Source organism: Aliivibrio sp. SR45-2 (assembly GCF_963890165.1).
In the GTDB taxonomy this organism is placed as follows: domain Bacteria; phylum Pseudomonadota; class Gammaproteobacteria; order Enterobacterales; family Vibrionaceae; genus Aliivibrio; species Aliivibrio salmonicida.
On the sequence record NZ_CAWPRC010000011.1, the window covers coordinates 14,223 to 38,236 of the forward strand.

Consider the following 24,014-nt stretch of genomic DNA (forward strand, 5'->3'; position numbering starts at 1 on the left):
AACAAACTAGGGATTGATTCCCGCATAAGGAGTTATGCAATGAAAACCATTAAGACTAAATTAGCGATCGCGATTATGGCTGCAGGCTTAAGCTTTAGTGCTGCTGCGGCAGATATTACGGTAGCTTATGATGCTGATCCAGTATCTCTTGACCCACATGAGCAACTATCAGGCGGTACACTGCAACTGTCTCACATGGTGTTTGATCCCCTAGTTCGTTATACGCAAGAGTTCGACTTTGAACCTCGTTTGGCAGAAAAATGGGAACGTGTCGATGACAAAACGTTCCGTTTTACGTTACGCAAAGGTGTTAAGTTCCATTCTGGCAATACAATGACTGCAGATGATGTGGTATGGACATTTAATCGTCTTAAAGACTCTGCGGATTTTAAAGCGATTTTCGCACCGTATGAAAAATTAGTAAAAATTGATGATTACACCGTAGAACTTATTTCTAAAGGCGCTTATCCGTTGGTTCTTCAAACCGCGACTTACCTTTTCCCTATGGATAGCAAGTTCTACTCAGGAAAAACTGAAGATGGTAAAGATAAAGATGAAATCGTAAAACACGGTAATTCATTTGCTTCAACGCACATCTCTGGGACTGGTCCATTTGTTGTTAAGTCTCGTGAACAAGGCGTGAAAGTCGTGTTTGATCGTTTTGACGGTTACTGGGATAAAAATTCTCCAGGTAACGTAGATGAGCTGACTTTGGTTCCAATTAAAGAAAATGCAACACGTGTTGCTGCGCTTCTTTCTGGTGACGTAGACGTTATCGCACCTGTGGCACCGAATGACCATAAGCGAGTGAAAAACACCAAAGGTATCGATTTAGTAACGCTACCAGGTACTCGTCTAATTTCATTCCAAATGAATCAAACAAGCAACGAAGCATTAAAAGATGTACGTGTTCGTCAAGCTATCGTTCATGCAATCAATAACGAAGGTATCGTTAAGAAAATCATGAAAGGCTTTGCGACAGCGGCCGGTCAGCAATCTCCTCCAGGTTATTCTGGCTATGATGCTGATTTAGTTCCACGTTATGATCTTAAAAAAGCAAAAGAGTTGATGAAAGAAGCGGGTTACGAGAATGGCTTCAAACTTAGCATGATGGCGCCAAATAACCGCTATGTGAATGATGCAAAAATCGCTCAAGCTGCGGCAGCAATGCTGTCTAAGATCGGAATCAAAGTGGATCTTAAAACGTTGCCAAAAGCACAATACTGGCCTGAATTTGATGTTTGTTCTGCGGACATGATGATGATCGGTTGGCACTCAGATACAGAAGATTCAGCGAACCTTACTGAATTCTTAACGATGACTCGTAATGAAGAAACGGGTAAAGGTCAGTATAACTGTGGTCACTATTCAAACCCTGAAGTTGACAGTCTAATTGAAGCGGCAAACGTAGAAACGGATCCTGCAAAACGCAGTGAAATGCTGAAAACAGTGGAAGACACGTTGTATAACGACGCGGCGTTTGTTCCTCTGCATTGGCAAAATCTTGCATGGGGTGCAAAATCAAATATTGATATTCAACCAATTGTTAACTCGATGGAATACCCATACTTTGGTGACTTAGTTGTTAAGTAAGTACTAACTATATAATCAATTAGGTTGCTTTGAATGAGTCAAAGCAACCTTTGTTTATAATAAAAAGCAAGACCAACAATATGTTAGGCATGAAATGTTATCATGTCATTCTTAGGATAGATTAAGGGGACAAGGAATGTTTACGTTTCTGGTCAAGCGCCTGTTTCAGGCTCTGATAGTGATGTTTGTGATCAGTCTGGTTGCGTTTTCCATTCAAGATAACTTGGGTGACCCGTTACGTGAATTGGTTGGACAATCAGTTTCAGAATCCGAGCGTCAAGCTCTGAGAGATGATCTTGGGTTAAATGACCCATTCGTCACAAAGTATACTCGTTTTATTACTAATGCGGTTCAAGGTGACTTGGGCACGTCTTACTTCTTTAAAAAACCAGCGGTTGAAGTCATTCTTGATAAGCTCGTTGCCACTCTTGAATTGGTGTTGGGATCGGCGTTAATCATTATCTGTTTATCGATACCTCTTGGTGTGTATTCTGCGATTCATCCCAAAAGCTTTTTTACCAAAGCGATCATGGCGTTCAGTAGTATTGGTATTTCCATACCGGTCTTCTTAACGGCAATCATGCTGATGTATGTGTTTTCTATTGAGTTAAATTGGTTACCGTCTTATGGGCGAGGAGAGACTTATAATTTGCTCGGTTGGGAATCTGGATTCTTTACCATTGATGGCTTGGCGCATTTAGTATTGCCATGTGTGTCTCTTGCCTCAATTATGCTGCCTTTATTTATTCGTTTGGTTCGCTCAGAAATGATCGAAGTACTGAGTTCTGAATACATCAAGTTTGCAAAAGCAAAAGGCATCGCAACAAACAAAATTTATTATCAACATGCGCTTAAAAATACCATGTTACCGGTACTTACTGTGGGTGGTGTTCAAATAGGTACGATGGTGGCTTATACCATTCTTACTGAAACTGTATTCCAATGGCCGGGTACTGGTTTCTTATTTTTAGAAGCGATTAACCGTGTCGATACTCCATTGATTACGGCTTACGTTATCTTTGTAGGTTTGATCTTCGTCGTAACTAATACGATTGTCGATTTGTTATATGGATTAATTAACCCAACGGTAGATATTACAGGGAAAGGAGCGTAATCATGAACACGACAACTAACCACGTTCCAACGCGTTGGGAACGATTTAAATCATCAGATTTCTTGTACTATTTCTTACGTGACAAAGTAGCAATGTTTAGCTTTGCTGTTTTTGTTGTGTTTGTATTAGGGGCGCTACTTTCACCCGTTCTAGCACCAAGTAATCCATACGATCTAAGTTCTATCGACATTATGGATTCAGAATTGCCACCTTCTTGGATGGAAGAAGGAGATGAACGTTTTCTTCTCGGAACTGATGACCAGGGTCGAGATGTACTCTCAACGATTCTTTATGGTTCACGTTTATCATTGACGATTGGTTTTCTAGCGGTAGCAGTACAACTGACTCTCGGTATCGTTATTGGTCTTTCTGCGGGCTATTTCGGTGGACGAATTGATAGTTTCTTAATGCGCTTTGCGGATGTGCAGTTATCATTCTCAACCATGATGGTTGCGATTATCGTTTCAGCCATTTTTAAAGCCAGTTTTGGAACGGAATTCTTTAGTCAGTATGCGGTGATCATGTTGGTTGTGATTATTGGTATTGCTGAATGGCCACAATATGCACGTACTATTCGCGCCTCTGTATTGGCTGAGAAACAAAAAGAATACGTTGAAGCGGCTAAAGTGATGGGGTTCCGTTCGCCAAGAATCATGTTTCGCCATATTCTGCCGAACTGTTTGTCTCCTATTTTGGTTATCTCTACGGTACAGATTGCAAATGCGATTATGTCCGAGGCGGCTCTGTCCTTCTTAGGTTTAGGCCTACCGGTAGACCAACCTTCATTAGGCTCATTAATCAGTATTGGTTTTAACTATATCTTCTCTGGGTCGTGGTGGATTACCGCTTTCCCTGGGTTAGTCTTAGTGACCCTCGTTCTTGTGATTAATTTACTGGGCGATTGGCTGAGAGACGTGTTTAATCCTAAAATTTATAAGGGTTAATAGAAGAAAGCATATAGAAAGCGGTGATTGAATCATCGCTTTTTTTTGTTGTGTATAACGTGAATAGTGTCTTACAAACTAAGATTACCGTCTTATTTTGTTGTTTTATTGACTAATTTGCCGCTTTTACTGGCAATAGTTAGCTTAGTTGTTAGGATCATCCTGTGTGTTTAAATATTTTAAAGCGAGTATTTGAATTAAACCAAAACAGAGAGCTAAGGCTCGAAGTGAGGAATAATGAGTAGAAATAAGGATAAGTACAGTATAGATAACACGGATTATACTGTTGGACAGGATAACGTTCAAAAATGGGGATTGGATATTCATAATACCGTCTTCGGCATTAGTGCTGGTTTAATTGCACTCTTCTTAATTGCGGTTGCTGTGACTGATCCAGAAACCGCGAAGACGGTTCTAAATGGTTTAAAATCACAGATTATCAATGCATTTGATGGTTTGTTTATGTGGTCTGCGAATATCTTTGTGATTTTCTGCTTAGCATTGATTGTGTCTCCATTCGGTAAAATTCGCCTTGGTGGTGATAAAGCCAAACCAGATTATTCAATGATTTCTTGGATAGCGATGCTATTTGCCGCAGGCATGGGTATTGGTCTTATGTTTTGGGGGGTTGCTGAACCTGTTGCTTACTTTACCGGTTGGTTTGGAACGCCATTAGGTGTTGAAGCTTATACTCCAGAAGCAAGACAACTCGCGCTTGGTGCGACCATGTTCCACTGGGGTATTCACCCGTGGGCTATTTATGGTGTCGTCGCTTTATCATTGGCCTTCTTTTCTTACAATAAAGGCTTACCGCTTTCTATGCGTTCAATCTTCTATCCAATTTTAGGGGATCGTACATGGGGGTGGCCTGGTCACATTGTTGATATTCTTGCCGTTCTTGCTACCTTATTTGGTCTTGCGACTTCTCTAGGTCTTGGTGCTCAACAAGCAGCAAGTGGTTTCCAGCATGTGTTTGGTATTGAAGGTGGCTTAGGTTTACAAGTCGCGATTATTTTCATTGTTACGTTACTTGCCGTTGTGTCGGTAATGCGCGGTATTGATGGCGGCGTAAAAATCATCAGTAATATTAATATGATCATCGCGATTGTGTTGGTTGCTTTTGTTGCTTTAGTGACCTTTGCGGTTTCTATGGGGACAATTCCAACAACGATCATCGGTTATATTGAAAATATTATTCCGTTGAGTAATCCAAGTGGTCGTGATGATGAAGCGTGGATGCACGGTTGGACAGTGACTTATTGGGCGTGGTGGATTTCATGGTCTCCATTTGTTGGTATGTTTATCGCTCGAGTATCTCGTGGTCGTACAGTTCGTGAGTTCTTGATCGCGGTATTAGTGGTTCCAACTGTCTTTACTGTGCTATGGATGTCTACTTTTGGTGGCGTTGCGATTGATCAAATTATTAATAATGTGGGTACATTAGGGACTGATGGATTAACCGACGTCTCTCTTGCTATGTTCCAAATGTTTGATGCTCTGCCTATGGGTAATATTTTATCTATGATTGCTGTTGTTCTGGTATTGGTATTCTTTATTACCTCATCGGATTCAGGCTCATTGGTTATCGATAGTATTACCGCTGGTGGTAAAGTTGATGCGCCAATTCCACAACGTGTTTTTTGGGCGTTCATGGAAGGTGCAATTGCCGTTGCTCTATTATGGGTCGGTGGAACACAAGCGGTTGAAGCGCTTCAAGCGGGTGCGATTTCTACCGCATTGCCGTTTACCATTATTCTATTAGTGATGTGTGTCAGTTTGCTTATGGGCATGAGAACAGAGAAACACAATCGTTCTTAATGTTTGAGTAACTGATAAATAAAAAGCCGATGAGGATTATTATCTTCATCGGCTTTTTTATTTCTTGCGGTTTCTATTGCTTAATTATTGCCAGATTTTTCTGATCGGGTCATTTTCAGAGAAATGGTAGCGGATTTGAGCTTGAAACAGTTCAGCGGTTGCTATGGCATCGGTTAACGCATGATGCGGGGCATATGCTGGTAAACCATAGCGTGAGCGGCTATTGGCTAACCGAATGGATTCAGGGCGCTTTCCTTTAATCCAATTAATTAATCCTTTCGCTTGCTCTTGTTGAAAGTCCCCTTCAATTTGCATCGTATCGACGATAGGAAAAACGATGCCTTCGCCAATAAGATTACGCAAATTGATATCAAAGAAGTCACGTTCGATTTTACGATAATGAACCACGACCACTTTGCCTGCCAATGCATCCAATACTTTCTCTAAAATACGGCGTAAATCAGGGGCACCTTGTAAATCTGAGTGAGTGATGCCATGAATAACGACTGAGTTTTCTTCTAGGCTATCTTGTGCTTTAACAAACCAATGTTGCGATTCACGACAACGAATACGCTCTAAGGTAAACGGAACTAATCCGATACTAATGATACTGTTTTGGTTTGCATCTAACCCTGTGGTTTCAAAATCTAAAGCAACAAACTCAATATCTTTGAGTGGTGTTTCTTCTTCATAAGTCCCCGTTTGGTAGAAATTTTTAAGGCGCTGATCTTTACTTGCTTCGTATTTATGAGTAAAGAAAGCGGTCCAGTTTAAAATTTCTTGATGAGTGTTAGAAATCATTATTCACTCCTAGAATTTGCTGGCGCTATAGCGAAATTTAAGGAAATTTTGTGCATTGCTGAGTACTTGGAACGCATCCTTTAAATTTCGGCGTTCAAAATCAGACATGTTTTCAGGCTCAATATTATTATCTGGTTCAATGTTTGCTTCGACATCTAACGCTTGGTGACGTAAACGAACCAAAGAAATCAATTCCATCGCATGATGTAAATCTCCGCCTTTTGATTTTGGCAGAATACCGGCTTCAATAATGTCATCTAAACGTTCAAAGGAGTTTTGGGCTTGAGAGCCAATAGCCAAAGCATGAACACGAATAAGATCAGCAAGAGGGGCGGTTCCGCGACGTTTTAAGTTGATCGAGTTATTATGGCGACCATCTTTCTCCATCACGAAGTCTTTAAAGAACCCCAGTGGTGGCGTTCGGCGTAAGCCGTTTCGAGCAAGACAAGCAAGGAAACGATTGTTCTTTTTCGCACGACGAACAATAAAGCCATTTAACTGCTCAGCCCATTTAGTACGGCCATAAACGCCATTTAAATCGAAGAAGATAGAGCTGTTTAATAATGCCTGAGGATCTGGGTTATCAATCCAGTCAGCAAAGCATTCTTCCCATTCCGATTGAGTTTTACGCCATTCAGGATTGGTTGCCATGATATCGCCAGTACAATAGGTATAACCACACGCCGCTAAACCATCACAAACAAAAGCTGATAAGGCTTTAAAATAGTCACCGTGTTCGGCTTCATTGTAGTCATTGTCTAAAATAATCGCGTTATCTTGGTCAGTTACAATCAGTTGTTCATCGCGAGCCATTGATCCTAATGCTAAGAAACAATAAGGCACAGGCGGTTGACCTAATTCTTCTTCAGCGAGCTCTAATAAACGTTGTTTGAAGCTGCGACCAATTTCAGACATCGCGCTACCCACCATATGTGAGTTGGCGTCTTCGTTTACCATTCGTACAAAACAATCTTTAAGTTGAGCAGAAAGAATAACGAGATCTTCGATGGTTTGTTGTTGGAAGATACTGCTCACAAATAACAGGCTATTTTGAGATTCATAACGCACGATATCAGAGACTTCAAGTACGCCAATAGGCTGCTTATTACGAAGTACAGGAAGATGATGAACGTTGTAGCGCAACATCATCAACATCGCTTCAAATACATAAGCGTTGTGATCGAGTGAAATCAGCTCTGTCGACATGACTTCTGAAACCGGAGTATCAAAATCTAGTCCGCAGGCGAGGACTTTGGTGCATAAATCACGGTCAGTAATAATGCCAACAAAGTCGTTATCTTCTTCATCGGTATTGATTTCTGGATCGGTAATTAAAACCGCTGACACATTCTCTTCTGCCATGGTTTTTGCGGCAGATTGAATGGTTTCATATTTGGTGATCATAACGGCTTCACGAGTCAGCAATGTTTTTACTTTTGATGTCGTTAAATCATTGGCGTCATCATGATTACTTTCAACGGCTTGCTTTAGACGAGTGGCATCTTCCACTTCAACGAAATCTGAGAATTCATCATAACGTTCACAATAATCATCAAATACAGATTCAGGAATACAATAAAGAAGAGAATCTTTAAGTGCTTTGGCTGGGAAGCGAACTTTATTATTCATTAATAAGCCCATTTGACCAAAAATACTGCCTTCATCCAGCCGGTTATAGAGTTCCCCATTACGACGATAGACTTCTATAATCCCACTGCGAACCATGTAGAGGTCTTTGATCTCATCACCAAAGCCGATCACCATACTCTCTGCACGGTAATAAGAAATTTCAACGCTTTGGGCGGCTTCTTTTATCGCCTCTTCAGGTAATAAACTGAATGGAGGGTATTGAGATAAAAAATGTTGGATCTCTAACAGTTCAACTTCCATGTGCCACTCGACATAAATAAAGGAGGATAGGCTATAATTTTAGTTTATCGCCTTATGGATAGCCATTTTATTCTATTAAATTACGCGATATGAAAGCATTGGAAATAGGATCTCGGATCTGAAACACAACTTTTGCTATGCTGATAATATTGTTAACGCTGCTTGGGGAAGTCAGATGACTAAATTAATAAACAAAACAGCACTCTCATTTATTGTGCTCAGTAATGTCGTCGTAGTGACAAGCGCGTATGCGAATATAAATTTAACCGATTATTTAACGACAAAAAAAAGTGCCTTAATGTCGGTGTGTGTGCCTAAAGCGTCTACGGCAATGAACGAATTGTCGGAGTCTTGCCCGATTGGTGAAGGGTTATGGGGAAACCAGTCAGCAAAGCATGACGAGGGTGACAGTGAGTTTTGGATTCAATGCGGTCTTTTTCGTAAGACAATCGATGATGCAGTTATTTCTCGACTTAGTGAGGCGGTGAATGCGCCCATTAATATGAAAAAAGAAGGCGATTTAAATCGCTGTTTGATTGGACCTTACCTAGATTACACCACCGCCAGTAAATCATTAGCGACTTTACAGCGTGAGCGTTTATTTAAGCTTGCTACGTTGAGAGAAGTGGATCTTTCTACCATACCAAAACCGGAGATCACCCCTGAAGTGGTTGCAGAGCCGAAACTTGATCCGATCACGATTCGCAAAGCCGTGATGATCAATCAAACGCATTTTGTTGTGCCATTTAGTCATGACACCACGGAAGGTTTTTACATGGAAGGTAAAATGCCATGGCTACGAGCAACGGCACAGCACGCCCAAGAGATCTGCCAACAGATAGATATGAATTTAGTTACTAAAGAGCAATGGAAAATATTGGCTGATTCTACGATAATGAAAAAAGATAAATGGCCAATGCAATTGCCTTATTGGGGAGCTAATGATTTAGGTCTCTTTAAAGACGGTTCGACCAAAAAATTAAAAAACACGTCCATGTTGAATGTGGTGTGTACTAAAAAGACAGAAGGTGACGTTGTTGGAAATCCAATTTAAAGGTCGTTGGGACAGTAAGTCTCTGGCGGAAAATCTACAAGAAGCATTAGAAACACTGGAAGAAGAGTTTGGCGTAAAAGCGTTATCAGATATTACGTTGAGTATTTGCTTAGAAGATGAGCATAAAGAAGAGTTAGCATTATTAAGTCCAACAGGACGAGCGTTAGAGTTAATCGTTATTAATAATCCTCGTGATGTGAATGACGGTGAGAAAGCGCCAGTTCTTGAGTTTAAACCTCGGAGCTAATACTTTTATACCGACATAAAAAATCCCAGTCGTTGCTGGGATTTTTTGTTTCTACCAATCTTTTCTTCTATTAAACCAGCACTCTTTAGCGACGTATTGAAATTCTTCATACGATAAACATTCTAAGATCGTATCTACCGCCTTGCCATTCATGAAGGTAACAAATAAATCATACAGACTCATGGCTTCTTCATAATCGTTTTTATTGATGGCAAAAAGAAAAATCACGTGTGCAATCTTTCCGTTTCCCCAGTCGACGCCATGTGGAGAAATAATGGTGTATACCTTTGTCTCATTGGCTAATAACCCCAGAGAGTGGGGAATGGCAATCCCTTCTCCTAATATGGTTGAGGTAATGTTTTCACGTTCAATCACCGAGTCATAAAACTCAATAGGGGTGATATTGTCTTCTGTAAAATGTGCGGTGAATTTTTTTAACAGCTCAGCTTGTGTCGTTGGTTCTGATAGGACTGAAAAATAACGTTGATCAAAAAATTTATCCAACATGTAAGGGTGGGAGCGATTCATTAATATGAGTTTATTAACCTGCTCTAATTGAAAGCTTGTTGGTAACGGCGAAATAGTAATGGTCGGTCTGTTTTTTTGAGAGACTTTTTCTGTAGAAATAACAAAATCGGCATCCACTTTGGTTAGCGATTCATACTCTCTTACTGAATCAATTTTTTGAATATCTAATTGAGGTAAGGAGCGAAGTAATTGTGATTCTAATAACCGCATAATCGAAGTGCCAGAATCACACACTAACAATGCTTTTGGCGGCTGTTGTTCTTCTAAAGCAAAGTTACGCTCTAGGCCTACACCTATATGCATAACGAGATAACCAACCTCACCATCTGGGATCAAATGTTTTCCCCAATAAGAAATAGCGGCAACCGTCATATCGTAGGCCAAAGGATAATAGCGCTTGATATGATCCACTAACGGATTAGGTATCGTAATTTGGTATTTTACGCGCAATATCATGGTGGTGATATGACACAGTAAATCACGCTTTAATAGCTCATCATTACGTAAATCATAATTGTAGTGTTCGTTTACATAATCTAATAAAAAATGCGTTAACTCTAATTGTTCAGTGTATTTTTCAGTATCGACAATCGTGACTCCTGTTACTCGGCGAGCCGCAATTTGAATACTCAAATAATCAATTTCTGATTGAGGAAGAGGGGCACCAAGTAAGACTTCAATCGTTTTACTTAGATCGAGGGCCGCGTTTTGCGCTTCATTACTGATTTTTGGTTGATGTACGTGGTGGATCACTGAATTTAACTTGAGTCGATGCAGAGTGATGCCGCAATACACCAATAAATGATGCAACCCTTCATCGGTTAATCGGATGTGGTTTTGATTAATTAACGTCAGCAAATCTTCTTTTAATGAGGGTAAATTAATCTCAGGAAAGAAGTGGTCACAGACATTAATAAAAGTGCGATCACTGGGTTTAAACTGAAATAAAACATGAGCGATACAGGCTCGTATCGCTTGCTCTTCCCCAAAAAGTTTCAGGCCATGATGGGCTTTACTTACTATCTCTAAATTGTATTGTTCTAAGATTTCTCGGATTTCTGTCATGTCCGCCTGTAAAGAAGTTCGACTAACAAACCACTGATTGGCTAAATCGTCTAACTTACATTCTTCCTCTTGAGAGAGAAGGCGCATGATTAAGTACACAACGCGATCTTTAGCGTTACGAGGGGAGGTCTTCATCTTTTGAGTCTGTTTTTCAATATCAGAAAATCGAGCTTTGTCGTAAATATCGAAATGATAACCCGTTCCACGCTGGTGCTGAATTTGAGCGCCATAAGAGGCTAAAATATCGTTTAATGCAGAGATATCAGTACGTATGGTTCGAGTTGAAATATCACAACGCTGTGCCAGTTCTTGTTGAGGAAGCGGTTCATGTCTAAGTGCTTCGAATATGGTATTAAGGCGTGGATAAGGCAGTTGAATCATAAGAGAACCGAGTTAAGTTAAGTCATTTTTATTAACAATAATATCAACCAGTTTTAAGTAACTAGATATCAATATTTATTGAATGTGTGATTCTTATCTTGAGTTATTTTTTTCGACTAAAAATAAGTCGGTGTATCAATAAAATAAAAAAGCCAGATCTCTGGGGGCAGCGATCTGGCTTGGAGGAGCAAACTTAGTTAAGCAGTTTTTTAGTCATTTCTAATAGAGTTGTTACGTCTGTTGGGCGTGTATTCCCTGTTGCTTTATCAATAATAGAGCTATAGATGTGAGGAATAATTTTACTTACGCCCGCATCGAGTGCGATTTGCATGATTTCTTCGTAGTTTTCTAAATCAATCCCGCCCGTTGGCTCCAACCAAAAATCTTGCTCTGCACAGGCTTTAGCGACATACGCAAATTCTTCACGACTTTCTAGGCCACCCATTGGGAAGTATTTAACAGAGCTTCCGCCCATGTCTTTTAGCATCGCAATTGCCGTTTCTACAGGAACAATGGCATCTTCAGAGCGAGAGCTTAATGGCCCGGTTGAGATTTTAACCATTCCCACTGTACCGGTTGGTGAAATTAAGCCGTTAACAATACTTTTATCTTGTCCAACTAATGCTCGGCTTGTTGCGACACCCGTAAACACTTGGTTGATGTGTTGTGGCTGAACGTGTTGAGAAATAAGAGACACCATCATTGATTGATTTGGGTCGCCTGCGCCTAGGCCAACAGATACGGCATTGTTGGTTGCTTCGCTGTATTTTTTCATGTCGCTAACCGCGGCGTCAACGTCTGGGTAATTTTTTGATAATACACCGACGAGGACATGGCCTTCCGCAGCGTCATAAATTTCGCCCGCATTATCAACAGATCCTGCTAATACATTCAGGCATACACGATTCTTGTAGAAATTAGCTTTTAAAGTCATGGAGTGTCTCTCTTAAAATAATGCGTTAATTTTTAGGAAAATAGTATTCAGTTGCGTTGAGTTAACGCTGCGAACATCAATTTCGATAATGCCTTCGTTGGCTTTGTAACCACGGCAATACACCGCAGGGTTACCATTTTGAAGTTGTTTTACAATTTCAGTGGTGGTGGTTTGAAGCTCATCATGATCAAACGCGATTTCTGCTCGCGCAATATCACGACCAGCACTGTCCCAAACCACGCGAGATTTCACCCCATTAATCGAATTGATGTCGCTAATGAATGTTTCCATTTTTGCGACCATTTCTTGGCCCGATTCTTTTTCTACCGTGAGATAATCGGTAATTGCGTGAGTTAAGCCTAATATGCCTTCTTTACCGACTTTCATTGCTCGGCCAATACCTTGAGATTGTTTTCTTACCCAGTTGATATAGTGTGTTTTACCGACCACTAATCCACTTGTTGGGCCTTCAATGGCTTTAGCGCCACTGTAAATAACAAGATCTGCACCCATAGCAAAATAACCTTGTAGATCTTCTTCTGCAGCCGCATCCACAATTAAGGGTAAGTCATGTTTTTGGGCGACAGCGACGGCTTGTTCAACCGTTAAAATACTTTTTTGAACACAATGATGAGACTTAATGTATAAGATAGCGGCGGTGTTTTTTGTTATTGCCGCTTCTAACTGTTCTGCTGAACATTCATTGGCATAACCTGCCTCTTTGATCGTACCGCCACCCAGAGTAACCATGGTGCCAACTGGTGCACCAAAATTCACGTTATGGCCTTTTGGTAGTACAATTTCAGAAGGCACATCATGGGCGTGGGCGTGTAAATTTTCTAATCGATATTGGCTGTCTTTTACAATCACAGCAGCAACGGATTGAGCGATGCCAGCAGAAGCACAAGAGACAACGACAGCGGCATCAACATTAAGAATATTTGCAATGTATTCTCCGGTTTTGATCACTAAGTCTTTCATATCAAAATATTGACCAAGTCCTTCTGTAACTGCATTTACAACGTCTTCATTTGGCGTTGAAACCCCTAATGCAGTCATGCGACCTGACGCATTAATTACTTCCGTAAGACCGTATTTATCATGAATTGAAGACATTGGTTTGTTCTCCGTGTTGTGTCGTAATAAGTTTGCCTGCAACAATGCTGGCTAAAGGTAAAAAGGATTCTTCACCTTGGCGAGTACCTTGTTCTGAGTCTTCAAAAGTACAGGCTTCATGGTGGATATTAAAAATCGTGATATCGGCGTCTTGGCCTATTTCTAACGTGCCTTTGGTTTTCATTTTTAGTGCATTGGCGGCATTGATAGTGACACAATCAATCACTCGATCCATGGGCAAACCGATACTTAAAAATTTCGACATGATGTGAGATAGACTGCGTACCGGTCCTGAAATTCGGTTTTTACAATAAATATCAGAACTGATCGTGTCTGGATAAATGCCTTTTTTAATTGCTTGCTCTGCAACATCAAAACTAAAGCTAGCACCGCCATGGCCAACATCCAAAATAACGCCACGTTTGATGGCTTTTTTCATTGATTCTTTTAATTCACCCTCAGGGGTTAGAATTCGATTTGGCTTTCCGTTATAGCAGTGTGTAATGATGTCGCCTTTTGTTAGTAACTCGGCAATATCATCTAAATTTGGTGGATTATTTCCAACGTGTACCATCAAAGGTAGGTTGTTATTTTGAGCCTGCATTTCTTTGGCTCTGATCAGTGGTGCCAATCCGTTATTTTTTACAACGCTGCCGCTCATTCTTGCTTTTATGCCAACAACAAAGTCTGAATGTTTAGTGATGGCAGTTTTCGCGGCGTCTAAACTAATGTCACTCATGTCAGCGAGTTCATCTTGTCGCAATAAACCGATGCGAGAGATATTTAAAATACTGTATACGTTAGTGGCACTTTGTTGAGTTAATCGATAAAAATCATCGACATCATCAGCACCGACACTGCCGGCATCAACCACGGTAGTCACGCCATGAGTGACACCGATTAAATCGGGTTCGTCGTTATAAATTGGCGATGATGGGTAACAATGCGTGTGTGAATCAATCCAACCCGCGCTAAGGAAATGTAACCCTTTTAAATCAACGGTTCTTATCGCAGCGTCGTTAATATCAGATTCAACCCGCGCTATTTTTTCATTTAGAATTGCGACATCAACAAGGCCGCCATTCACTAATTTTCCGTTTTTTATCAGTAAGTCATACATAACTCTTACCTGTGTGACGTAATGCTCTCTCTAATTGAAAGAGCATTATCGAGATGGATTAACCAATAGCGACTGGGAATAGAGAACCGAACACCATCGCACCAATAATAGCGCCACCAGTGATTGGTTTTTTCCATTGGTAGAACGCAAGCGCACCAATCAATGAACCAATACCAATTGGAATAGAAGCCGCAATCGCAGACAGAACAATCAGAGGACCCAAGAAGCGACCTGATGAATTACCTGCGCCCATCATGACATCAGCGCCGTAGGTTGAGTTACTTTGCCCAACGGTGTATTTACGAGCTAGAATGATGATGTAACCAATTGCCACACCTAATAGAAAACCAACAATCAATGAAGCAATAAAGTTTTCTAATGGGTAAACAATACCCGCGCCCAGTAAAAGAGCCGGAACGCCTAAGCCAACCCCTGTTTGAATTGCGCCACCAATGTCTAAAATACCGACGAGTGACCCTTCAATGATTCGAGCAAATAAGAAACTCGCACCAAAAGCGGCGACGGCGCCATAAACACCCGTGTCCATTCCTGCACGTAACATTGATACAAACGCGACTTCATTGAATGCGCCAATGCCGTATAAGTAGTACATGTGTGTACCGGCAAACACGCCAGAAGACAGCAGACCGACGAAGAAAGGGAAAGACCAATCTGCGTACCAAAAGTTATTCTTTAATTTATCGTCCATTTTCAACTCCTGACTTACTGATTGCCGCTAAGGGTGGTGTGTACGCTCTCTAACCAAGTAGGAACGGTGAGCCTGAAAGACTCGATAAGTTCAAGGTCAAATCCACGGAAGAAGGCGCTCATAACAAATAGAGTGATAACCGCTGCAAGCATGATTTTGGTTACTTTATTCCAACCACCATCTTCAACACCTTTACCAATCAAGATACCAAGAACAAGCCCAGGTACGGCATTACCCATGATCATTTGAGCCAAACCACCAAAGATAGTTGCCCAAAAACCAGAGCGACGACCGGCGTCAATAGCGGCTAACCAGAAGATAACGGGCATCGCAATATTGACGAGTAAGTTAGCGGCAGGAACGAGTACTTTTACCGCGGTAATTTGTAGACTTTCAGGAACGGCGGATGCCGTCGAGTTTAAGAATGCAACAACAACCATGCCGATGATGCCACACGCAATGCCCATCTTTTTCGGGTCGTGCATTGTCTCAGCGACATTTTTGTTTTTGAACATTAGGGCAGCTGCACCCCAATGAGGAATAATTCGGTGGTCAACATCTTGAGTGAAAGCACCCGCTGCAACAGAAGACGCCCATGCGTTAAAGAAGAAGCCAAGGCCAAAAGAAAAGTGAGATGCAGGATCGCCTTCACAAGAGTTAAGTTCGCCAAGAGTACGGAACGCGCCCATACCTTGAACCGTTGGAGCGTGGAACATACGTGCGGCACCAACACCGACGCCAACGCCCACTAAAGCCCCTATAATTAGAGACTTCATTAATATAATTAAGAACATCTATATATACCTTCCATTTGTATACTTAAATAAGTTTTTCTATTTAAAGTAAATAGGTGTTTATATTGATTTAAAATCCAGTTGGTCAATATTAATTATGGTGACATTAACGGTGACATCTAAAGTTACTGAATAAGAAGTTTTATTTCGAGGTAAAAAGAAAAACATAAACTTTTCTATTCTTTCTTTTTTCTCCGCATTAATTAATTTCACATCAACAGGTTCTATACGTAAAATAACTTGCTCGTTATCTTTTAGAATTGTTTTTTGAATATTATTTAATGCGGAACTGAAAGCGGCTTGTTTTGTATTTCCATTACCACTAACCGTAACGGTTGTTGTAATCGATTCTTTCATATTTAGCTTCTGTATTTTTTAACGAATGCTTCGACCAATCGTTGGCCTAGCTCTTCTTTATCCATGAAGCCAAAACCAAGTACGTTAAAGCCTTCATTGATTGCGGTTACGCCTTCTTCAACAGAGCGCATACCATATTTTGCTTTGTAGCCGTATTTGTTTTGCGCTGTGATTGCACCTGCACCGCCACTGCCACAAAAAGAGATACCGAAGTCCGCTTGCTCTTCGTTCATAACATCACCAAGCTTCATGTCGGCAGCCATACCAGGGATCACAGTAACAGAACCACCTGCGGCTTCTACGCCTAAACCTACTTTTTGTCCTTTACCTAAACGGTCGCCGATCACTACTTTTATATTCGTCATGTTATGCTCCTAATTCTTCAGTTAATTCGTTTTCTTTTGCCACTTCAAAGTGAACAGATAATAAATATGATTCTTCGTATGCTAATGTCGGAAACAGACTCACGACATCTTCGGCTAATTTATGTGATGATTGTGATATTTCATCAAACATTTCAATTTCAACTTCGGGTAACGATTCATGAGTATGAGATCTAATTACCATTGCTTTTAAATGAGAAAAAAGCATTTGTTTCTGAACACTGTCTGGAAATATATTCTCAGCTCTTAAAATAGAAATTACTTTATTGAACGTTGAATCTACTTCTTCAGTGAATAACTCTTCATTAATGTCTAGAGTATTACTATCCACGTTTTATATTTCCTTTAAATAATAAACTTTGCTATCCAAACTTGATGATTGAAGCATATAAGTGGAAGAGGAAAGTGAACAGGGAGAGATTTTCCACTTTGAAGTGGAAATGAGTAATGGTGTGCGGATACAGGTCAAACTTTTTATTTTATTTACTTAAATATTAATTAGTTACAAATGAGTGGTTGTGGAAATAAGAAAGGGAAGTAAAAAAAGGTGTGGTGAGTTTTGTGATTTAGATTCCGTTTTATATTTGAGTTGGAAGCGAAAGAGGAATGAAAAGGCAGATATAATAAACCCCGACAAGTGCCGGGGTTTTGTTGGGTCTTTAAATTTTATTCAAATTAGAGTGACTTAATTTTCTTCATTGTAATCGTTGATTTTTTTGTACCATCTAAATTTAACGTATCACGAATTAATAAGCCTTGATCCCAGTTTTTTCCAGCAGGGATGTAAGTAAAGCGATTGATTTTAATATTATTAGGATCATCGGTAGAATTTTTATCATTCCAACGAACAGTACTGTTTAATTGATCGAGTGTTGCTTTTGAGTCGCCAGCGTCATTCGTGCCAAACCACCATAAGTCTTTAGGTGATAGTTGCGCGTATGTGTGGGTTTTATTGATAAAACCTAAAGTACCACACTCTTCACCTGTCATGGTTAAACCGGTTTCAGTGAATGTCATTTTAGCAACGGCAATACTTTTATTTGCACATAATTCACGACTTTCCCATGTGCCGATGAAGTCAACGTAACGATCTTGCCCTAATGCTTCAACAGGGTATAAGAAAGAAATTCGTTCACTGATACGACCGGGATATGGGCTGTTATCTAAGTATTTTTTACTTGTCGTATTAATATAAACATCCGTAATTGGATCATAGGTACCAGAAATGGTTTCTTCGAGCATATAGCTACCATCTTGCTCATCAGAATCATCACGCTCTAAAACTTCAAATTTACTTAGAGCTTGTTCTGTACAGTTTTTAGCATTCATACACTCAAAAGCATCACCCATTTTAGAAATTTCAATCCATGGTTCATTTATGTCTGAAATTTGTTCTTTGTTTGGACTTATGAATGAATATTGGTATTTATTATCCAAGTTATAAAAATAATTATATCTTTCGTCAGTGACCGTAATGCGATTACCATCGCATGTATTATATTCATTACCATCCGTTTCTACTGTGTTGAAAATACCATCGTTATCTAAACAAGTTAGATAGTCAGCAACATAGTGACCACTAATTGATGAATCATTACTGCCTTTACGGACAATCAGATTATTATCGGCTAAGGTAAAAATCATGCTCGATGTTTTTTCAAATAAATTACGTGGATTTCCTTGAGAATCAGTTAAAGTACGATCAACATTGATAACAAGGTCGAACTCTTGATTTGCACTATTACGTATACGTTGCGTTGAATCCCTTGATACAAATGTCCAATTTGAACCGCGAGACCAATGGGATAGATTTACATCAGAGCCGCGTGGAATGTTTGCTAAAGATGATTGCATGTGTGTTGTTGCATCATCTTGTGATACTAATGCTGTTATGGCAGGATTAAGTGCTGTTGCAACGGCAAGTAAAGATGCTTCATCATCAAGCGTGGCTTCTTTTAATTCAGTAGCCGCAACTGATAAATCTTGGGGTAAAGTGATTTCCTTTATTAGGACTGCCTGTCCTGTTTTAATTAGTGTACTTGTTCCTTCACCAACAGTCAGTAATAGCCTTGCCAAATTTACAGCACGTTGGTATGTACCTGCCGCTTCAAATGGCGTAGTGATGTGACGACCAGAAATAGACCCAATGAATAGGCCGTCTTTCCCTCCTAAATAGAACGAAATTTCAGGGTTATTTGTATCGATGGTGTAAGTACCATTTATATCTGTTTTTTTCTCTTCTAGTGAACCAGAAATGTAATCCAATCCAATTACTTTTGCATCAATAAATTTCCCTGCCGTTGGAATTGCAATACTTGGTTTTTGTGTTTTTTCTGTATCGATATTGGTAGATGGATCATTTGAATCATCATCGGAACTACCACAGCCCACTAAAGTTAATGCCAATGTTACTGACGCTGCTAATAAACTTACCTTTTTCATTCTTATTTTAATCCTTTGTCATATCGGGTAGCCTAACCTTCATATGTTATTTATAAAATATAAAATCGAGCCATTTGTACTCTTCCTTTTAAGCTAATTCAAGGCACGGGAAATAAGATAAAAACCGTAAAGTTAAAATTTATTTTTCAACAATGTGATTCTATTTTTGGTTTGAAGGGCTTATTTTACCTAAATGTACATAATGAAATTATTTCATTATGTAACTGTGAAGCCAGCAGCGTGAGAATTTTAAATCTTTTTCAACGAGACTTGAGCTACATTCTAATAGCTGGCAAATCTCGGTGTTTTTCATTCCCATTAGGTATTTTAATTTTAAGACGTTAGATTGACGAGGGTATCGAATAGCAAAATTATCTAATGCTTTATCCATTGTGATTAATTGTTCAAATTTATCAATATCTCTGTTTATGGGAGCAAGTGGTTGGCGTTTTTTTGCCTGTAATGACCGAGCGTTATCAATTAATATTTGGCGCATAACTCTTGTTATCATCAGAAAAAAATCACGCTTGGTTTTTATGTCGGTTAGTTTTGAATTTGATAGTTTAATATAAGCATCATGGATGAGTGAGGTTGTGTTGTTCACACTATCTGCGAACATATCGTTATCTGGACCATATTTTTTTGCATTACGCTTACGTTCTTTTTGGGCAATATTATGCAGTTGTAAATATGCAAATTGGTACACATGATTTTCTGCGACTTTATCTCCAGATTGCCAGTATTGAATAGTTCGAGTTAATTTAGTTATCGTTATCATGATTGGTATATCGCTATATTTTTCTAAACGTAGAATCCATTAACGTACTTATTTTATAGGGTGGAATTTTAAATAATCTCTCATACTTGGATATTGAATAGGCTCACTTGAACTGTATTTTAATTTCCCTTCTTTGTTCTTCTGGTAATGATTTTTGTTTTGTTTGTATTGGCATCATCATTGCGAGTTGCATTTTTTGTTTTATGTATGCTGGAAGTTCAGGGTTAGATAAAATTTTACATCGTGTTAATTCGAGCATTGAGTTAATGGATGCCTTTGATATGTCTTTTCCTTTTGAATTAAACAATAAGTGTGTTACCTCAAACATTATTTTTTCTGATACAACTTTATCATGTTTTAAGTTGTTGTTTTTAATGATTAATACACTAGATAAGATTAATGTTGATAAAGTTAATAAAACCAAAATAAATGCGGAAATTGGTTTTCGTTTTAATAAACAACGAAAAGTATATAAAGGGGTGTGTTGCTTTAATGTAATTGGCCTAGATGCCAACACACACTCGATATCTTTGCGTAGAGCCTCAACAGAACAGTAGCGTTTAGATAGTGTCTCTTGGGTCGTTTTTTCTTGGATGTAAGTAATGTCTTCCTTCTTATGAAGATTAGGAAAAAGAAGCAATAAAATCTTACCTAAAGAATAAACATCACTCAAAGGAGTTAAATAATTGCCTTCTTTTTGTTCTGGGCTAGCAAAATGCTCACTGTAGGCGACAAGCCCTTGAGTATTATGATGCCCATTTTTTTTTACTTGTTGAGTTAAGTTAAAATCGATTAGCTTTGGGCAATTCCGTTTATCAATTAAAATGTTTTCAGGTTTTAGATCTGCATGTAGTACATCGTGTTGGTGTGCATGTTCAAGTGCTTGGCAAATCTGACTAAATAATTGTAATTTTTGTTGTCGAGACAACAAATTATGCTTTAAAAAATCATTGAGTGTTGTACCGATAATTTTCTCCATCACCACATAAACAGCCCCTTCGTACTCTCCACCATCAAAGACTTTTGCTATATATGGATGATTTAAACGTGCTAATAATTGCGCCTCTTCAAATAGGGCGTGTTTGTTTAATAAATTCTTTAAATCAGGTTGAATAAATTTAATGGCAAGCTCTTGTTCGAAAGTACCATTAGCACGATATGCTGAATAGACTACTCCTATCCCACCGCGACCCAGCTCTTTTGTAATTTGGTATTTATCTACCATGTGATGGCTAAAATCCCATTCAGTATTAAAAGTTTGCTGAGCACCAAAACCAAATAAATCGAAGAATGGTTCTGATGTGATGTTATTCAGTAATGGAATGAGGTCTTGATAGATATTTGGGTGACTGTTTTGCAGTGCATCCAATACTTTTTGTTTTTGAATGTTATCAAGATCCATTAAATCATAGAAAATTTGAGTTGGTGAGGTAATTAACTGCAAGGGACTAATTTATATGAATTTGTTTAACCGTACTATATAGGGTTAGTGGCGTAATTAGAATGTTTTTTCTCGTATTTAAGAAAATAGTCGTGAATTTATTTAATGCGAAATTATTGGTTAAAAAACCGTGGGTAAATTTCCCTAATTTATTTTTTTTTAACTTTGTATTTATATGGATAATAAAAATAGAACTCATGATTAACGTTACTTTTACATATACGTAATAGTGAATTGCTTTTTATGGTAATTGTTATTTAATTTAATCAGATTAAACTAATCTCATATTAACATTACATAAGGTAAGCCATTATGACTGCACATCATCACCCTCATTTTCAAGTTGGACAAACGATTGAAGATCACCCATTTAAACAAGGTGATGGTGCGATGCTTGAGATGTATCGTAATGACTTACCTAATATTCTTTATGTTGGTCTTGGTAATATTACGGCTGACGAACAAGCCGTGTTGGGACAAGCAAGTGCTCAGCTAGGAATGACAATGACAAATGAAGGGGCGTGTTTAGCTGTGTTTTCACTGGGTGAGTTGACGTTTGAAATGCAGTTTAATGCCGCTGTTATTCCTGAAGATTATTTTCAATCACCAGAATCAGGAAAGTTGTCTTTTTCTATGTTAGCGATTGATAGTGCGACCAATACACTGCAAGCTATTCGCGAATTTACGTTGTCAGAAGAATTGAGTCGTCAGTTTGTTGAAGTTATGCAGATTCAACGCAAAATGAATGATGTGGATGTAATTAATCGCGTAAACGAAATGCTGTTAAATACACTAACGACTGAAGAATTAAATGAGAAAATAGCACTTGAACCGCTACAAAGTGTAGTTGCAGCACCGACTTGTGGCTGTGGGCATAACCATTCTCATTAAGTGTTCATACAAAAAACGAATAAATAAAAAACGCCGCTCATATTAACCATGGGCGGCGTTTTTCGGTTTGAATATTAAATAACAGTGCTTATCTCATCGTAACAAATTCTTCAGAACCTGTTGGGTGGATAGCAACAACTGCATCGAAATCAGCCTTAGTTGCGCCCATCTTCATTGCTACTGCAAAACCTTGGATCATTTCATCAACCGTGAAACCGATACCGTGTAAGCCAACAACTTTTTCGTCTTCACCAGCGCAAACCAGTTTCATTTTACAAGGTTGACGGTGCTTAGTTACCGCTGTGTACATCGCAGTGAAGCCTGATGTGTACACTTTTACGTTGTCTTTGCCGTATTGCTCGTCAGCTTCTTGTTCAGTAAGACCAATCGTGCCAATCGGTGGGTGGCTAAACACAACGGTAGGAACTAATGTGTAGTCCATTTTTGCGTTTGTTTGACCGTTGAATAGACGCTCAGACAGTAAACGACCGGCTTTAACTGCGATAGGAGTTAGCTCAATGCCGCCTTCCATGATGTCGCCAACACAGTAAATGCCTTTTACGTTTGTTGCTTGGTATTCATCAACTTTGATGTAACCGCGATCGTTAATAGCAACGCCCGTTTTCTCTAAGTTGATAGCGTCAGTCGCTGGGTGACGACCAATCGCCCAAATTAGCGTATCAACGTTTTGTGTCTCACCATTTTCTAGGTGAAGCGTTAGGCTGCCATCGGCTTCTTTAACCACTTCTTTTGGTACAGAGTGAGTATGAAGGGTTGGGCCTTCTGTGTTCATCACTTCAACTAGCGTATCGATGATCATTGGATCAAAGCTACGAAGTGGAGATTCTTTACGAACAAATAAATGAGTTTCTGTGCCTAGAGAATGAAGTACACCGGCAATTTCTACCGCAATGTAACCTGCACCAATAATCGCAACGCGTTTTGGCTGTTCTGTGATTTCAAAGAAACCATTTGAATCAATACCGTGCTCTGCGCCTGGGATATTAGGGATTGTTGGACGACCACCAACAGCAATAAGAATATGATCGGCAGTGTAATGTTCGCCATTAACTTCAACGGTGTTTGCATCGATAAACTTAGCGAAGCCTTTGATCACGTTTATTTTGTTGTTACCAAGAACGCGGTCGTAAGACTCGTGAATACGACCAATGTAAGCTTGGCGATTTTCAACCATTTTACTCCAGTTGAATTTTTTCAGTTCAACATCAAAGCCATAATCTTCTGCGTATAAATTAATGGCTTCAGCAACTTGAGCGCCGTGCCACATTACTTTTTTAGGTACGCAGCCTACGTTTACACAGGTGCCACCAAGTTCTTGTGCTTCGATAAGAGCGACTTTTGCGCCATGCATAGCAGCACGGTTTGCTGATGCAATACCACCAGAACCACCACCGATACAGATATAATCAAAATGCGTAGCCATTACTTTCTCTCCAATAAGTTTTTAATTCTTCTTACATTCTATGTATGAAATGCGACCAAATTTTATTTTTTCAAGGTGTACGATCTTCAAGGTCTACTAGGTTTCAGGTCGCTTCGCTTGCAGGTTTCAGGAAAGAGATAAAACTGAGCAATGCTATCTGCTTTTCCTGA

At 39.4% G+C, this 24,014-nt stretch carries 22 protein-coding genes; 7 read left to right on the plus strand and 15 right to left on the minus strand.

Annotated features, from left to right (window positions below):
• The first annotated feature begins 39 nt into the window (after nucleotides 1-39).
• From AACV33_RS00290 to AACV33_RS00305, 4 genes are all read left to right on the plus strand, one after another.
• Complete coding sequence (locus tag AACV33_RS00290) at nucleotides 40-1,593, plus strand: ABC transporter substrate-binding protein (RefSeq protein ID WP_017020917.1); 1,554 nt, start codon at nucleotides 40-42, stop codon at nucleotides 1,591-1,593.
• Nucleotides 1,594-1,729: 136 nt separating this feature from the next.
• Nucleotides 1,730-2,707: an ABC transporter permease gene (locus AACV33_RS00295; RefSeq protein WP_012548991.1), complete on the plus strand. Its 978-nt coding sequence runs from the start codon at nucleotides 1,730-1,732 to the stop codon at nucleotides 2,705-2,707.
• A gap of 2 nt (nucleotides 2,708-2,709) precedes the next feature.
• On the plus strand, nucleotides 2,710-3,651 hold the full coding sequence (locus AACV33_RS00300) for an ABC transporter permease (protein ID WP_017020918.1): 942 nt from the start codon (nucleotides 2,710-2,712) through the stop codon (nucleotides 3,649-3,651).
• A gap of 237 nt (nucleotides 3,652-3,888) precedes the next feature.
• The gene (locus AACV33_RS00305) at nucleotides 3,889-5,469 is read left to right on the plus strand and encodes a BCCT family transporter (RefSeq protein WP_065611949.1); all 1,581 of its coding nucleotides are present in this window, start codon (nucleotides 3,889-3,891) and stop codon (nucleotides 5,467-5,469) included.
• An 84-nt stretch (nucleotides 5,470-5,553) separates the two neighbouring features.
• Here AACV33_RS00305 and AACV33_RS00310 read toward each other — a convergent pair whose 3' ends face one another.
• Nucleotides 5,554-6,270, minus strand: coding sequence for a 3'-5' exonuclease (locus AACV33_RS00310; RefSeq protein ID WP_065611950.1), 717 nt, complete (start codon nucleotides 6,268-6,270; stop codon nucleotides 5,554-5,556).
• 9 nt (nucleotides 6,271-6,279) lie between these two features.
• A complete protein-coding gene (locus tag AACV33_RS00315; RefSeq protein WP_017020921.1) occupies nucleotides 6,280-8,160 on the minus strand; it encodes a DUF294 nucleotidyltransferase-like domain-containing protein in 1,881 nt (626 codons plus the stop codon).
• A 175-nt stretch (nucleotides 8,161-8,335) separates the two neighbouring features.
• On the opposite strand from AACV33_RS00315, the gene AACV33_RS00320 reads away from it, so the two are divergent.
• The gene (locus AACV33_RS00320; protein ID WP_065611951.1) at nucleotides 8,336-9,214 is read left to right on the plus strand and encodes an SPOR domain-containing protein; all 879 of its coding nucleotides are present in this window, start codon (nucleotides 8,336-8,338) and stop codon (nucleotides 9,212-9,214) included.
• Entirely contained in the window at nucleotides 9,189-9,461 is a 273-nt protein-coding gene (locus AACV33_RS00325) for a hypothetical protein (RefSeq protein WP_085941776.1), read from the plus strand. Before AACV33_RS00320 ends, AACV33_RS00325 begins: the two co-directional genes overlap by 26 nt.
• 51 nt (nucleotides 9,462-9,512) lie before the next feature.
• On the opposite strand, the gene AACV33_RS00330 is transcribed toward AACV33_RS00325, so the two are convergent.
• The 12 genes from AACV33_RS00330 to AACV33_RS00385 form a co-directional block, all read right to left on the minus strand.
• Nucleotides 9,513-11,435 (minus strand): BglG family transcription antiterminator, encoded by a 1,923-nt coding sequence (locus AACV33_RS00330; RefSeq protein ID WP_182699635.1) that lies wholly within the window; start codon nucleotides 11,433-11,435, stop codon nucleotides 9,513-9,515.
• 193 nt (nucleotides 11,436-11,628) lie between these two features.
• Nucleotides 11,629-12,369 (minus strand): 2-dehydro-3-deoxy-phosphogluconate aldolase, encoded by a 741-nt coding sequence (dagF, locus tag AACV33_RS00335; RefSeq protein WP_017020924.1) that lies wholly within the window; start codon nucleotides 12,367-12,369, stop codon nucleotides 11,629-11,631.
• A gap of 12 nt (nucleotides 12,370-12,381) precedes the next feature.
• A complete protein-coding gene (locus tag AACV33_RS00340; protein ID WP_065611953.1) occupies nucleotides 12,382-13,485 on the minus strand; it encodes a DgaE family pyridoxal phosphate-dependent ammonia lyase in 1,104 nt (367 codons plus the stop codon).
• Nucleotides 13,469-14,605 (minus strand): amidohydrolase/deacetylase family metallohydrolase, encoded by a 1,137-nt coding sequence (locus tag AACV33_RS00345; RefSeq protein WP_182699636.1) that lies wholly within the window; start codon nucleotides 14,603-14,605, stop codon nucleotides 13,469-13,471. The genes AACV33_RS00340 and AACV33_RS00345 overlap by 17 nt, the downstream gene beginning before the upstream one ends.
• A 58-nt stretch (nucleotides 14,606-14,663) precedes the next feature.
• Nucleotides 14,664-15,314 carry a DUF4310 family protein gene (locus AACV33_RS00350; protein WP_012549002.1) on the minus strand — a complete coding sequence of 217 codons (651 nt, stop codon included), beginning with the start codon at nucleotides 15,312-15,314 and terminating at the stop codon, nucleotides 14,664-14,666.
• A gap of 14 nt (nucleotides 15,315-15,328) precedes the next feature.
• Nucleotides 15,329-16,108, minus strand: coding sequence for a DUF4311 domain-containing protein (locus AACV33_RS00355; protein ID WP_012549003.1), 780 nt, complete (start codon nucleotides 16,106-16,108; stop codon nucleotides 15,329-15,331).
• 60 nt (nucleotides 16,109-16,168) lie between these two features.
• Complete coding sequence (locus AACV33_RS00360; RefSeq protein WP_012549004.1) at nucleotides 16,169-16,465, minus strand: DUF4312 family protein; 297 nt, start codon at nucleotides 16,463-16,465, stop codon at nucleotides 16,169-16,171.
• A 2-nt stretch (nucleotides 16,466-16,467) separates the two neighbouring features.
• Entirely contained in the window at nucleotides 16,468-16,830 is a 363-nt protein-coding gene (locus AACV33_RS00365) for a glycine-rich SFCGS family protein (protein WP_012549005.1), read from the minus strand.
• 1 nt (nucleotide 16,831) lies between these two features.
• Entirely contained in the window at nucleotides 16,832-17,179 is a 348-nt protein-coding gene (locus tag AACV33_RS00370; protein ID WP_182699637.1) for a transcriptional regulator, read from the minus strand.
• A gap of 344 nt (nucleotides 17,180-17,523) precedes the next feature.
• Nucleotides 17,524-19,290: a hypothetical protein gene (locus AACV33_RS00375; protein ID WP_182699638.1), complete on the minus strand. Its 1,767-nt coding sequence runs from the start codon at nucleotides 19,288-19,290 to the stop codon at nucleotides 17,524-17,526.
• A 208-nt stretch (nucleotides 19,291-19,498) separates the two neighbouring features.
• Nucleotides 19,499-20,068: an ECF-type sigma factor gene (locus tag AACV33_RS00380; RefSeq protein ID WP_012549010.1), complete on the minus strand. Its 570-nt coding sequence runs from the start codon at nucleotides 20,066-20,068 to the stop codon at nucleotides 19,499-19,501.
• Between the two features lie 103 nt (nucleotides 20,069-20,171).
• Nucleotides 20,172-21,512: a serine/threonine-protein kinase gene (locus tag AACV33_RS00385; protein ID WP_182699639.1), complete on the minus strand. Its 1,341-nt coding sequence runs from the start codon at nucleotides 21,510-21,512 to the stop codon at nucleotides 20,172-20,174.
• Nucleotides 21,513-21,821: 309 nt separating this feature from the next.
• On the opposite strand from AACV33_RS00385, the gene AACV33_RS00390 reads away from it, so the two are divergent.
• Nucleotides 21,822-22,400, plus strand: a complete 579-nt coding sequence (locus tag AACV33_RS00390) for a hypothetical protein (RefSeq protein ID WP_182699640.1) — start codon at nucleotides 21,822-21,824, stop codon at nucleotides 22,398-22,400.
• A gap of 88 nt (nucleotides 22,401-22,488) precedes the next feature.
• On the opposite strand, the gene gorA is transcribed toward AACV33_RS00390, so the two are convergent.
• Nucleotides 22,489-23,844 carry a glutathione-disulfide reductase gene (gene gorA / locus AACV33_RS00395; RefSeq protein ID WP_065611957.1) on the minus strand — a complete coding sequence of 452 codons (1,356 nt, stop codon included), beginning with the start codon at nucleotides 23,842-23,844 and terminating at the stop codon, nucleotides 22,489-22,491.
• Nucleotides 23,845-24,014 lie beyond the last annotated feature (170 nt).